This window comes from Pantoea nemavictus (assembly GCF_037479095.1).
Lineage (GTDB): Bacteria > Pseudomonadota > Gammaproteobacteria > Enterobacterales > Enterobacteriaceae > Pantoea > Pantoea nemavictus.
In genome coordinates this window covers 1,354,462-1,368,510 of record NZ_JBBGZW010000001.1, presented here as the reverse complement: position 1 = coordinate 1,368,510, position 14,049 = coordinate 1,354,462, and the positions used below count along the sequence as shown (strand labels likewise).

The following is a 14,049-nucleotide window of genomic DNA, read 5'->3' as shown; positions in this document are numbered from 1 at the left end:
GAGAGCATAAAGGTTTTCGTCCTGTCCACGATACACATCACGACCACTATTCTTCTTAGTTAGTGGATTATCCTTGAGTCATAACTGACTGATAAAAATTCCAGCTCATATTTTCGGGATACTTATCAAGGTCCTTGCCATAACAGATTTGTTCTTAAATTATCAGGTACCATTTTAAATAATGATTTAATATATTCTATATGCTGATTATAATTGGGTGATATATCTTCGCTACATTTATCAAAGTAATATTTAGCTTGGTTATTTAAAAACCATAAATCATGCTCAACAAAATCTGTGATAAGCAGGGTATGCATCAGGTTATGCACCAATTCAGCTTCAAAATAGCATGATGTATCTTGCCCTTTGTCTTTCTTACCCAATGACTGGACATTTCTGATGTAAGGCAGGGAAAGGGATAGCATTTTTACATATATCTCATTCTTTTTCATATTGATAATATTCTCCATAAGATCATCACTTCCTTGTCGGCATAGGTTTAGCCCCCTACTGGAGCATTCTTTTTCTGGTTCCATGAGCCGTTTTGCAGTAATTTATCTATGTAAGATTTATCTCCTGTTTTTTATATATTTCTTGAGCAGCTACCATTCGATGGTTACCTTCAGATATATAATAATTTCCCTTACTATCTATATATCCATCGATATGGCCTTCAGGAGCATTAAATCTATAATTTCCTGATGTCATATCATTTTTTATCTGATCTACTTGCTGAGGGTTTCTCAGTCCGGTTTGCATACTCTTTATGCCCGTTGATACACCGCTTTGAACTATATTCGAAACGGTTGCCTTAGCAAGCTTAAGAAGGTCTTTGCCCAGTATTCCCAGTGATGCCACTGCGGCCTGGTTCTCAGGATCTGATGCAAACGCCGCAAAACTCGTCCAGCCAGGGCTATTTACATCAATATTCGCAAGATCCTGGCCGTTCCACTGCTGAACGTAAGCTTTAGCCTCCTCACTGGTCATCACATCCACACCGGGAAGGTTACCTATCCAACCGGGCCGCTCTGTCATATCAATGCCGCCCTGGGCCAGTTCTTTATCAACCACCACGGCTTCCAGAGGATTATCCTTCAGCTTCTGGTCGATTTCGGTGCTCTGCTTGTCGCTGACCTGCTTCCACTTATCAATAACGCCCTGACAGTCACCACCGGATCTCTGGCAATCTGACAACTCCTTATCAAAGGTTAGAGCCTGGCTGGCACTCAGCGCATTATTCTCAACCGTGGTCTTACCCGCCTGCGCCCCGGCAACCGCATCCGCCGTCGAGCCGCCTGCCAGCCTACCCGCAAGCCCGGCAGCAAGCGTAGCAAGAGCTGACACCGTCTGCTTCTCCGTTTCGCTCAGCTCGCTGACCGGCTTGTCATAGTAGGATTTGGCAATCATACCCATCGCTTCGCCGACCGCCGCACCTGCCGCTCCCGCTGCTGCGTTTTCCCCCTTAGCCAGCGCCAGCGCCGCATTGATGGCCGCATGGGCCATCAGGTTAGTGGCCGGATTGTCTTCTCCGACGGTGTTCTCAACCACCGTTGCCAGATAGGGCGCAGAACCGCCCGCCAGCGCTTTGCCGATGTCGCCACCCGCCAGCCCCTGAACCGCCGCGGTGGCGTCTGAACTGGTGCCAAAGCCCACGCCCAGCGAGCCGCCGCTCGACGAGTTAGTGCCGCGCGAGCGCTCGGTTTCCTGGCTGGAGGTGAGGCTGATGTCGCGGCTGGCGTTCAGCAATACATCCTTGCCCGCCTGCAGCTGGCTGCCCTGCACGCTGATGTTGCCCGCACTGGCGATGACGTTCAGGTTATTGCCGGCGGTGAGGGTGCTGCCCTGATGGGTTTGCTGCGTCAGGTTAGTTTCAGACTTCGACTGCTGGCTGCCGTACGAGAGGCTGGAGGTTATTCAGATCATGGCAAAGATAAAGAAACGAGCGACCAACGGATCGGACAGCTGGCAAAGAAATCCCAGCTGATAAAGGCTAGGATTTACTTAACATTTTTATTTCTTTATCCCTACCCGGATTATTTCAGTTGGGAATAATGGTTGTAATATGAATTTATCGTTAAAAATAAACAGTCTAGGTGATAATGCAGTAACATCATAAATATTCTGAGCAACCAAGAATAAATTAGTTTTGAAAACAGGCACATCAATATCATCTGCAAAAATGTACACACACTCATTTTTCTGACTGGCTGCAATAAATGCATTTATATCTTCAAAATCTGCATATTCAAGTTCTTCCCATAGTATGTTTCCATTAGATAGTGGGAACTGATACAAAATATTGATGATTTCCTTTTCAGACTGACCTTCGAGCACGTTAAAATCATCGCTAAGAGCTTCTTTACACTCATTAAATAAACTCATATTTCTACCTGTTTAACTGTTTTAATATGGTTTCAAATGATTTTTCATTTCCTTCAAAAGGTATGACCTGCTTCACTGCTTTTCCCGGGCCCTTTCCTTGAGAATAATCCCATATATTAATATGCGTTCCCTTTTCAGGATCATAATCGACACGCCAGCCAACTTTACCATCACCTGACTGGCGTCCAATAACTTTCCCGTTACCTGCACTCACTTCTAACCGACCAATAACAGGTTTAGAGTCAACCCCCAAACTACCTACAATATTCAATGCTTTATTTCGTGCACTTTCCCAGTTTTTCTCAGTTTTAAGTATCGTTTCAATTCGATTTGCTGCATCCGGTATTTTCTTCCCTGGCAATATAATCCCGGCCAGCATACCGCCCGTGGCTTCCAGCGCTACCTGATTGCCCTCTGATGCCTGTTTGATTGTGTCGGCTACTGCTGACCAGGTATCACTGTTCATCAGGGCTTTAACGTTGTCTGCTACCGCCTGATTCTTCCCGGACAGGTCATTCAGAGCCGTACCGCAGTAACTGTCACCTGCAGCACATGCTGCCAGCGCCATTGCTGCATCCGCTGCGTAATCCGCACTTCCCAATGCCGCATCGCCGGTATCGGCAAGGGCGTTAATAATGCCATTAGCGATGGAGGAGGTTGTGCCTTGACCCAGCTTATCCCTGACCTGATTTTTCAGTGACTCAGCGGCCTGTTTCACCGTTTCGCGGGCTTTATCTCCGCTCAGTGAGTTATTCTCCACCGTCGTCTTACCCGCCTGCGCCCCGGCAACCGCATCCGCCGTCGAGCCGCCTGCCAGCCCACCCGCAAGCCCGGCAGCAAGCGTAGCAAGAGCTGACACCGTCTGCTTCTCCGTTTCGCTCAGCTCGCTGACCGGCTTGTCATAGTAGGATTTGGCAATCATACCCATCGCTTCGCCGACCGCCGCACCTGCCGCTCCCGCTGCCGCGTTTTCCCCTTTAGCCAGCGCCAGCGCCGCATTGATGGCCGCATGGGCCATCAATGCGGCCGGATTGTCTTCTCCGACGGTGTTCTTAACCACCGTTGCCAGATAGGGCGCAGAACCGCCCGCCAGCGCTTTGCCGATGTCGCCACCCGCCAGCCCCTGAACCGCCGCGGTGGCGGCCTGGATTGCCTGCTGCACCTTGCCGCCGGTGCCAAAGCCGCTGTTGGTAAAGGCTTCGTTAAAGAAGTTCTGGTACGCCTGGCCGCTGATGTCCTCCGCCGTTGGCGTTTTGCCCGGGTTGGCTTTGCTCCACTCATCCTGCGCCGCCTGAAGCTGCTGCGGCGTGACGTCCTTCATTTTGTCGGCTGCGGCTTTAGCCGCGACAATCTGCCCCTGCGTGCGCGCAATGTCTGCCGCCTGATTGCCAATCTCGCCAATCAGCTGCGCCTCTTTGAGCCGGTTCTGCTCTTTCTCCTTGTCGAAAATAGGGGAGAGCGTCTGGTTCGCGTGTTCGGCGTCGCGGCTCAGGTCGTCCACGTTCTGCTTCTGGTTGTCCTTGTCGCGAATAACAATCGTGCCGTCGCTTACCGCCGATTTGGTGGTTGAGCTGTCGCTGCCGCTGCTGTTCATTCCGACCAGCAGGCTGCTGGCCATGTTGCCCGCGAACTGGCCGCCCGCGCCGGTCATGCCGCCGCCGGAGCTGACGCCTACGCTCTGGTGCTCAACCTCATATTCCGCGCTGTTGCGGATGTCGCTGAACCCCAGCGTGCCGGTGTCGAGGCGGTTTTTGTCAGCCTCCGCCGTCGAGCCAATCACCGCGCCGTTAAGCTGTGTGTGCCCGCCGACCGTGACGTCAAACCCGCCGCTGCCGCTGGCTTTCGTGTGCTCATCCATCTCCGTGCGCGATTCGCTGCTGACGATGCTCAAATCATTACCAGCGCTCAGCGCCAGCTGGTTACCTGCGCTGACGTTCGCCGCCGTTGCCAGCAGGTTATTGCCCGCCGCGAGGCCAACGTTACCCTTGCCGGCAATCTCCGTTCCCGGCTGGGTGGACGAGGACTGATGCAGCCAGTTGCTGTCGTCGAAGTTGAAGTCATCGCGGCTGCCGGTGGTGACGGCGTTGAGGTAGATGTTTTCCTGACCAGCGGCGTGCCGTTTTCGTCAAGGGCGCCGGAATGTACTTGCACTTTGGAAAACAGTTATGGCACCAGCACATACTTTCTGAAGGGGTTTGGGATGGCAGCGCTGAGATTTGATACTCGGCAGAAGATAGAGAAAATTATCGAACCAGAGCAACTGACATCTGGCTGGCGGCTGAAGAGTAATTCGCTGACGTATAAGTAAAATCCCGCCCACAAGGGCGGGATTTATCAGTTAAGGCTGATAGTCTTCATATTCCCAGGCAAAGACGCGAGAGAGTTTTTGCGCTGTGTCCATCCAGTCATCACCTTCGCACTGGTCGATATAATCTGTAATGATTTTTGTTATCTCATCCAGATCATATTTACGTACCAGCAGCGTATGACGTATCAGTTCCGGTACCCATTGATGTTTACAAAGCCATTCAGGGGTGCAGACTCTCACATAAAAAAAATTGCTTCCTACCTCATTCACCGGACCAATTGTCAAAGTTAATGACATAATGAAGTTATCATTTTCCTCTGGAATATATGTATTCAGATCGTATAAATCATTTCCTAACGTTCTTAATTCTGCTTTCATTTATTTATACTCATATGGCCGTTACCGATACGTACGCGCTCTCCAGTTGATGGATTTATTTTGTATGTTTCAAAGTTAGCTTGTATACCCGTTGGGTTTAAATGCTCTGGAGCGTTTGGTTTTGTATCAGGGTAACGATATACCCTTAAACCATCAGAACTAACTAATCCTTTCCCATCGGTTGTTGGTATTGCTCCATCACCAACCCATATCTTACCCAGTTGAGTAGCTTCCTTTTGTGTCCCAGCTCCAACACCATAATTCAGCTTGCCATTATCACCTTTAACGACTGCAGCTAACCTTGAGTCTTGTTTTGCAATATTGTCCAAATTCTGCTTTATCAGATCATCTTTCAACTTAGGATAAGCCGCTACGTTATATGCTGATACTTCATTACTGGCCTGATTTATAAGTTTCGACGCTTCAGCCACATCGCCTTTCTTCAGAGCCGCTTGAGCACCTTTGATAGCCTTAGCGGCTACATCGCCCGCTCCGGGTATAATCCCGACCATTGCCGCCAGATAATCTATCGCACCCTGTGCTTCCGCAAAACTCTTGATATCGCCGACCACCGGAACAAAATCCAGCCCCGCCGCCGCAAAACCGGCTAGCAGTTCATTGCGATGTATTTCCATTTTAGCGGAACAAGCATCAGGACTAATTCCGGTACAGTTTTGCGTCTTAAATTCCTCCACTGCAGCTTTCAGCTGATTCTGCGCATTCTGATACTTCTCTTCCTGCGATATTCCGGAGGCTTTGTTCTCAATAATGTCACTCAGCGCATTATTCTCCACCGTCGTCTTACCCGCCTGCGCGCCCGCAACCGCATCCGCCGTTGAGCCGCCAGCCAGGCCGCCCGCAAGTCCCGCAGCCAGCGTGGCCAGCGCGCTCACCGTCTGTTTTTCGGTTTCGCTCAGTTCACTGACCGGCTTGTCATAGTAGGATTTGGCAATCATACCCATCGCTTCGCCGATCGCCGCGCCTGCCGCTCCCGCTGCTGCGTTTTCCCCCTTAGCCAGCGCCAGCGCCGCATTGATGGCCGCATGGGCCATCAGGTTAGCGGCCGGATTGTCTTCTCCGACGGTGTTCTTAACCACCGTTGCCAGATAGGGCGCAGAGCCGCCCGCCAGCGCTTTTCCGATGTCGCCGCCCGCCAGCCCCTGAACCGCCGCGGTGGCGGCCTGGATAGCCTGCTGCACCTTGCCGCCGGTGCCAAAGCCGCTGTTGGTAAAGGCTTCGTTATAGAAGTTCTGGTACGCCTGGCCGCTGATGTCCTCCGCCGTTGGCGTTTTGCCCGGGTTGGCTTTGCTCCACTCATCCTGCGCCGCCTGCAGCTGCTCGGGCGTAACGTCCTTCATTTTGTCGGTTGCGGCTTTTGCTGCCGCAATCTGCCCCTGCGTCCTGGCAATGTCCGCCGCCTGGTTGCCAATCTCGCCAATCAGCTGCGCCTCTTTGAGCCGGTTCTGCTCTTTCTCCTTATCGAAGATTTGCCCCAGTCCCGGGTTAGCGTTCTCCACGTCGCGGCTCAGGTCGGCCACGTCCTGCTTCTGGCTCGCCTGGTCGCGGATAACAATCGTGCCGTCCGACACCGCCGCTTTCGTGGTGCTGTCTGCGCTGCCCGAGTTATTCGCACCGGTCTGCAGGTTGTTCGCCAGGTTCCCGGCGAACTGGCTGCCGATGGCGCCGATACCGACGCCGCCGGTGCCGCCAAGCGGGCCGGTGCTGATGCCGACGCTCTGGTGCTCGGTTTTAAACGCCGCGCTGTTGTGGATGTCGCTGAAGCCGAGCGTGCCGGTGTCGAGCCGGTTCAGGCCGGCGTCCGCGGTCGAGCCGATAACCGCACCGTTGAGCTGTGTGTGGCCGCCCACCGTGACGTCGAAGCCGCCTTTGCCCGCCAGCAGGCCGGTCTGCTCCTGCACCGACCTGTAGTCGCTGTGCATTTTGTCTTTACTCATATTGACGCTGGCCGAGCCGGTCATGGAGCCGAAGCTGAAGCTGGCGCCCGCGCTGCTGTTCTTCTGCTGCGCGTCGTAGGTGGCGCTGTCCTGCTCGCTGGTCAGCGTCAGGTTGCGGCCCACGTCGGCTTTGATGGACTCGCCGCTCACCTGCGCGCCGGTCAGCGTGGTGTCGCGTCCGCTCACCAGCGTCACGCGGTTGCCGGCGGTGACCTGGGTTTCGCTGTGGCTCAGGCTGTCGCTGTTCTCGTGGCCTTTGCCCTTATTGATGCTCGCCGAGACGTTGAAGCCGCCGCCGCTGCCGTCTGAACTGGTGCCAAAGCCCACGCCCAGCGAGCCGCCGCTGGATGAGTTAGTGCCGCGCGAGCGCTCCGTCTCCTGGCTGGAGGTGAGGCTGATGTCGCGGCTGGCGTTCAGCAGCACGTCCTTGCCCGCCTGCAGCTGGCTGCCCTGCACGCTGATGTCGCCCGCACCGGCGATAACGTTCAGGTTATTGCCGGCGGTGAGGGTGCTGCCCTGATGGGTTTGCTGCGTCAGGTTAGTTTCAGACTTCGACTGCTGGCTGCCGTACGAGAGGCTGACGCCGATGGCGTTGTCCTGGCTGGCCGCGCCCGGCTGGGTGGCCTGCGCGGCCTGAACGCCGGTCAGCGCCGCCTGCACGCCCTTCAGCGCCTGCAGCCGCCCGCTGCTCTCCTCGCGCGCGTCCCTCGCGGTGGTGACCGCCGTGTTCAGCGCGCCGCCCGCCACGCCGGAGAGCGCCAGCGTCAGGCCGCTCTGTTTCGTTTCATAGGTGTCGCGCTGCGTCAGACCCTGCTCAGCGGCGCTGACCGTGACGTTCTTGCCGGCAAGCGTCAGGTCTTTACCGGCGATGGCGTCCGAGCCGTGCAGCAGCAGGTCGCTGCCCGCCTGCATCGTCAGGTTGCCCTGCACGCTGCCGACGGTGCTGCCGCGCACGCTGTCGGTGTGCGTGGTGGTGGTGGACTTCTGCGCGTTGCTGCCGTAGCTGACGCCGATGCCGCCGGTGCCGGACAGGCCCGATTTCTTCTCCTGAATCATGCGCGACTCGTCGCGCTGTTCGGCAGCGCTGGTGACGGTGAGGTTATTGCCCGCCGCCAGCCGCACGTCCTGCGTTCCCGCCACGTCGCTGCCCTTAACCAGCAGGTCGTGACCGGCCAGCATCTGCACGCTGTCGCCGGAGAGCGAGCTGCCCACCGACGTGCGCGCGTCAAGGGTGGTGTAGGTTTCGCGGGTGCTCTTTGAGGCGATGCCGCTGCTGCCGCTGGCTTTCGTGTGCTCATCCATCTGCGTGCGCGATTCGCCGCTGACGATGCTCAAATCATTACCCGCGCTCAGCGCCAGCTGGTTACCTGCGCTGACGTTCGCCGCCGTTGCCAGCAGGTTATTACCCGCCGCGAGACCAATGTTGCCCTTGCCGGCAATCTCCGTTCCCAGCTGGGTCGATGAGGACTGATGCAGCCAGTTGCTGCCGTCGAAGTTGAGATCGTCGCGGCTGCCGGTGGTGACGGCGTTCAGGTTCAAATCGCGTCCGGCGCTGATTACCGTGCTGCCATTTTCGCTGCTGTTCACCACCTGCGCGGCGGTGAGGTTAACGTCGCGTCCGGCCTGCAGCGCCAGCGTGCCGTCGCCTTTTTCGACGTAGATACCGGCGATGCTATCGAGGCTGGTGCGGGCAAAGTTGCCGTCGGCGCTTTCAGCCGTGCGGGTGGCGGTGGTGACATTAATGTCGCGCCCGGCCAGCGCGGTGAGCGCGGAGGTGCCTTTCAGCACGCCGCCAAAGTTGTTGATGTCGGTGCGCGCCTGTAAACCGATGCTGTCGCCCTGAATCAGCCCGCCGAGATTATTGATATTGTCGGCCACCACCTGGGTATTAGCGCGCGCGTTAATGCGTCCGCTGTTGTTCAGATCGCCGCTCAGGTTGAGGCTGACATTTTTCCCGGCCAGCAGCGCGCCGCTGCCGTCAAGGTCGCCCGGCTGCACCTTAGCAAACAGCTGCGGCACCAGCACCTGCTGCTGGCTGCCATCCGGCAGCGTTACGGTTTGCGTCACCAGCCACACCATGTCGCCGGTCATCAGGCTCATCTGTTCGGCGGTCAGCGCCATGCCCGGCAGCAGATTAAACTGCTTACCGAAGGCGATACCGGCATCCATCAGCGCTTTGTACTGTTCCTGGTCGCTGTCGTAGCCATCCAGATAGCGCTGGCCGGTTAAATTAATCATCTGCTGGCGAATTAGATTCTGCTCGTAGTAAGCATCGCCGAGGCGCTTGTGCACATTATCCGGATTGGTAACGAACGCCTGCATCATGTAATCAGAACCCAGCCACTTCTGCGTGTTGGTGAAGCGCGGATCGGTTTCGATCAGGTAATCACCGCCAGTCGGGTTGGTTTTGTACAGGCTGTTATCCGGCAGGCGCGTATTCGGCCCCTGGGTGCGGATCACGCTGCTGGCCGCATCGCCATCCGCTGCCGTATTCACCGGCACTTCAAAGGTTTTACCCGGCGGCAGCAATACCGCGTTACCAGGATTGAACGCTGCACCGGCACTCAAATCACCCAGCGAGATATCGCCCACGCTACCGCCCGTCCGGTTATCAATCACCAGACCGCTGCCTTCCGCTTTTTGATGTTCCTCTATAGTGCTGGGTTTTAAGGTAATGCTCTGGATAACGGTGGGCGGAGTGTAATCCGCCGTGCTTCTGCCCTGGCTGTCGCCACCTTTCTCGTGGATGCGCCAGTAGTGGAAAGCGGTGCCGACGTCGGTGATGTGCCGTTCACCGGCCACCTCCACGTTGTCGAGCGTGTCGGCGTTAATCACCAGATTGTTTCCGGCGACGATCTGGCTCTTATCGTTGAGGACGTTATCCGCGTTAATCGTCAGATTGCCGCCCGCGATAATCCGGCCCGGATCGCTGGTTTTAATCCGCGTTTCGTCAACGGTGCGCTCGTATTGGTAGCGATACCAGTTGTCGTTAATATCGTTTTGCTGCCATGGATAATCAGGCGTCAGCACGAAATCGACTTCTTTGTGCTCGAAACTGACCTCATCGCGGCCGTAGCGGTTGGCATTGCCGGATACCTGGTACTCCTCGATGTTTTCGCGTGAGACCTCAACCAGTTCGGTTTCAAAGTTGTCGTTGATGTTGTTCAGGCTGGCGACGTTGAGCAGCATATCGCCGGCGGATTCGATGGTGGCGCTGTGGTTATTGAGGGTTCCTGCCTGTCCGGTGGCTTGTCCATTAGCGTCGAGTGTGCCGCCAATGCTCATCACGCCGTCGCTGTAGATCAGCGCGTGATCGCGGTTGTTGAGCGTGCCGACGCCGAGATCCAGACGCTGACGCGCGGCAATCGTCGCCGCCACACCGTCCTGCGCGAGGTTGTTCAGCGTGCCCGCCTGGATGCTGAGGAAATCGCCGTAGATGCGTCCGCTGCCGATGTTGCTGACGGTCTCGCCGTTCAGGCGGGTGTTATAGCCGTCAATCAGGCCGTAGTTGGTCAGCGTGTCGCTGGCGTCGAGCAGGGTGGTGTAGCCGCTGAGCTCGGCGTCCTGCAGGTTAACCAGATTGGCGGCGCTGACGTGCAGCGTTTCCCCGGCCTGAATCAGCTTTTCATTGCGGATGTCGCCGCCACTGGCAAGCGTCAGGTCGCCATTGGCCTGCACGTTGCCCTGGTTGGTAAAGCTGTTCACCAGCGTCATCACCATATTACCGGCGGCCTGCACCGCGCCGCGCAGGTTGGTCAGCGTGCTGGCGACGAGAGCGAAATCGTCTTTGCTGGCCAGCGTGCCGTCGGTGTTGTCGATATCCGCGCTGCTGAGGGTAAGATCGCTGCCGGAAATCACCTGGCCTGCGCGATTGTTCAGATCGCCGCTGCGCAGGGTGAAATCGCCCTGAGCGCTGAGCAGGCCGTCGGCATTGTTGAAGGCGTTGCCCTGCGTATTCCAGTCAAGCACGCCGCCGGACTGAATATTGCCCTGCTGGTTATTGACCGCCTGCGTTTGCGCGGTGATGCCGCCGAGCCCGGTGATTTGTCCGAACTGGTTCAGAAACTCTCCGGACGCAAGGTTGATGGCCCCGGATGCCAGCAGCGCACCGTGCTGGTTATCCAGCTCGCCAGCAACCAGATGCATATCGCCCTGGCTGATCAGGCCGCCGCTGTCGCCGCTGTTGGTGTTGCTCAGCCGCTGGCCGTTGGTGTCGATACTCAGCGCCGCACCGCTCTGAATCAGCCCGCCGTTATCGTTTTGCAGGCGTTGCGTGTTGAGCGTTAAATCTCCCACCGCGCCGATTTTCCCCTGGCGGTTATCCAGATTAGCGGTGGCAAGCGCTGCCGGGCCGCTGCTCATGATCAAGCCATCGGCGTTGAGCAGCTCATTGCTGCGCAGCTGCAGCGCCTGTCCGGCAATCAGATTTCCCTGCTGGTTATCAATGTTGCCTGCTGTGATGTTCAGGGCGTTCTGCGCCGCCAGCAATCCCTGCTGATTATTGATATCGCCGTTGAACAGGTTCAGATCCTGCGCGTTAATCACGCCGCTGCGGTTATCCAGCAGGCCATAATTGAGTGTCAGCGAACCGAGCGCAATAACGCCGTCATCGGTGCCGCTGTCGCGGTTGATAAAGGCGTTACCATTAGTGTTGATGCGCGCATCGCCCTGGCTCTGCACCAGCCCGGCGGTGTTGTCGAACAAGCCGCTGCTGACGTTGAGCTGTTCAGCGGCGGCAATCACGCCGTGCTGATTATTCAGCGTGCCGCTGCCGAGCTGCAGCGTGGTGGTTGCGCCAGTAAGCAGCCCGTCGCTGTTGTTCAGGCCGTTGCTGGTCACCGACAGCGTCTGACCGGCGTTAATCTTACCCGTGCTGTTGTTCAGCGTCTGGCTGGTCAGTTGGGTGTTGCCCGCCACCGCGCTGATGGCACCCGCAGTGTTATCAAGCGTTTCTGCATTGACGGTCAGGTTCTGGCTGGCCGCCAGCGTGCCGCTGTGGTTATCCAGCTTCTGCGCAATAGCGGCATTCAGCGAACCGGAGCCGGCGGCAATAACCTGGCCTTTCAGGTTATTCAGGGAACCGGCATGCAGATTCACATCGCCATTACCGGCAATTTTCCCGCTGCTGTTATCCAGCGCCGACACTACGTTGATAGTCATCACGCCGTTGCTGCTCTGCACCATCTCACCCTGACGATGCGAAAGGCTGCCTGCATCAATGCGGATCTGCGTAGCGGCGGTGGTAGCGCCGTCAAGGTTGAGCGCATCGCCGCGCAGTGCTAATCCACCGTTGGTGATAACACTGCCCTGGCTGCCGTTCAGCGTGCTGGCATTGATGTTCAGCTGGCCGCTGCCCGCGTGCTGAATCCTGCCTGAGCCGTTATCCAGCACCCCGGTGTTCAGCGTCAGGTTGGTGCCGTTGCTGGCAATGGTGCCGCTGGTGTTGTCGATCCCCGCCGCGTGCGACAGCAGCAGATCGCTTTCACCCAGCTGGCTGAGCACGCCCTGGCGGTTGGAGAGCAGCGGGGCGGTCAGCTCCAGTTTGTCCGCCTGGATTTTGCCGCCGTCATTGTTGATGCGCCTTTTGCTGCTGGCGCGCAGGCTGTTCTTCGCCTCGACCGTGGCGCTGCGCGTGCTGACGTCGCCAGTGCTGGCGGTCAGGTTGATATTGTTGCCATAGGTCTGGCTGCCGCTGAGATCAACCGCCGTGCCTTGCGCGTTCAGATTACCCGCCGCCAGATTACGACCGTTGCTGGTGAGCTGGCCGCGCGTGGTCAGGTTCAGGTCGCCCTGAGAACCGAGCGAGCCGTCGGCTTTCATACCGGCGGCCAGCACGCCGCTGCTGGTGTTACTGAGCGATGCCGCCTGAATGCGGTTATTGCCTGCGGCTCCGATCACGCCCTGATTGCTCAGCCCGCCCGCGGCCTGCAGCTGGCTGTCGCGCTGCGCGTAAACCGTGCCGCTGTTGCGGATGTCGGCCTGGCTGGTCAGCGCAATATCCTGCGCGCCGTTGATGCTGCCGCTGTTCTCAATGCGCCCATCGCTGGTGAGCGTAAAGTTGCCCGCCGTAGCGCCCAGCGCACCGGCGTTGCGCACGCCGACGCCCTGTTCGGTGCCAATCAGGCGAATTTTGCTGGCGTACATGCCGCCCAGCGCCGCCACGTCGAGCGCCACCTGTGGGCGGCGGGCGGCATCGGCCTGCGTTGCCGTCAGCGTTTCATGCGCGGCATCCACCTGATTGAGACCGGTGGTCACTTTCAAATCATTAGCCCAGACGCCAGCGTTGACCTTCACGGTGCGGGCGATGATGTCGGTGTAATCCTGACTGCGTGAATCCAGTCCTTTGCCGTTGATGACAATCTCACCGCCGCTGACCTGATAACCCGTCAGGTTGCCGTTATTCACCTGCGCCTGACCGGTGGTCAGCGTGGCGCGGTTGGCGTTGATAAAGCCGCAGCCGTCGCAGGTAATACCGGACGGATTGGCAATCACCACCTGCGCCTTTTTACCAGCCACTTCCACGTAGCCGTTGAGCTGGCTCGGATTGCGCGAATTCACCTCGTTGAGGATCACGCTGGCTTCGCCGCGCGCCAGCCACGGGTTGCCGGTGACCATGCCGCCCAGCTGGGTCTTTGTATTGCCGTGCGAGTTATTGAGGATCACGCCCTTCTGATCGACATCAAACTGGCTGTAGTTGTTACGCGATACGCCGCCTGCGCTCGGCGTCTGGATATTGACCTGCGTGGTGCCGTTGGCGCTGCTGACCACGGTCGGCTGCTGGTTGCCCGGCGCCTGGCCGTTGGCCACAATCTGCGCCTGAACGGGCAGTACGCTAACGCAGCCCAGCGCGCTCAGTAGCGAGAAGCGCAGCGCTGAAAGGGCGCAGATCCGGCTGGCCGCCTGCTGTGTTCTGCGTGCACGTGCCTGCTTGCCCTGGCCGCTGCGGGCGATATCGGCAACCACCATCAGCATGCCGCGCGCTTTGTTAAAAATGATGCGATAGAGAAGTTTGTTCATCTGATGTCC

General features: G+C 57.2%; 6 protein-coding genes and 1 pseudogene. 1 reads left to right on the top strand and 6 read right to left on the bottom strand.

Going from position 1 to position 14,049, the window contains the following annotated elements; translation table 11 throughout:
• Nucleotides 1-125 precede the first annotated feature (125 nt).
• The 4 genes and pseudogenes from WH298_RS06130 to WH298_RS06115 all read right to left on the bottom strand — a co-directional run bounded on the left by WH298_RS06130 (nucleotide 126) and on the right by WH298_RS06115 (nucleotide 4,273).
• Entirely contained in the window at nucleotides 126-470 is a 345-nt protein-coding gene (locus WH298_RS06130) for a zinc ABC transporter substrate-binding protein (RefSeq protein ID WP_238344414.1), read from the bottom strand.
• Between the two features lie 7 nt (nucleotides 471-477).
• A pseudogene (locus WH298_RS06125) lies at nucleotides 478-1,863 on the bottom strand (VENN motif pre-toxin domain-containing protein).
• Nucleotides 1,864-2,010: 147 nt separating this feature from the next.
• Nucleotides 2,011-2,382 carry a CDI toxin immunity protein gene (locus tag WH298_RS06120; protein ID WP_180822462.1) on the bottom strand — a complete coding sequence of 124 codons (372 nt, stop codon included), beginning with the start codon at nucleotides 2,380-2,382 and terminating at the stop codon, nucleotides 2,011-2,013.
• A 4-nt stretch (nucleotides 2,383-2,386) separates the two neighbouring features.
• Nucleotides 2,387-4,273 (bottom strand): VENN motif pre-toxin domain-containing protein, encoded by a 1,887-nt coding sequence (locus tag WH298_RS06115; RefSeq protein ID WP_422616025.1) that lies wholly within the window; start codon nucleotides 4,271-4,273, stop codon nucleotides 2,387-2,389.
• 135 nt (nucleotides 4,274-4,408) lie between these two features.
• On the opposite strand from WH298_RS06115, the gene WH298_RS06110 reads away from it, so the two are divergent.
• Nucleotides 4,409-4,690: a hypothetical protein gene (locus WH298_RS06110; protein ID WP_180822461.1), complete on the top strand. Its 282-nt coding sequence runs from the start codon at nucleotides 4,409-4,411 to the stop codon at nucleotides 4,688-4,690.
• Between the two features lie 30 nt (nucleotides 4,691-4,720).
• Here the strand turns inward: WH298_RS06110 and WH298_RS06105 are convergent, their stop codons facing one another.
• Both WH298_RS06105 and WH298_RS06100 read right to left on the bottom strand, forming a co-directional pair.
• On the bottom strand, nucleotides 4,721-5,068 hold the full coding sequence (locus tag WH298_RS06105; RefSeq protein WP_180822460.1) for an immunity 8 family protein: 348 nt from the start codon (nucleotides 5,066-5,068) through the stop codon (nucleotides 4,721-4,723).
• Nucleotides 5,065-14,040, bottom strand: a complete 8,976-nt coding sequence (locus WH298_RS06100; RefSeq protein ID WP_180822459.1) for a two-partner secretion domain-containing protein — start codon at nucleotides 14,038-14,040, stop codon at nucleotides 5,065-5,067. Before WH298_RS06100 ends, WH298_RS06105 begins: the two co-directional genes overlap by 4 nt.
• Nucleotides 14,041-14,049: the final 9 nt, after the last annotated feature.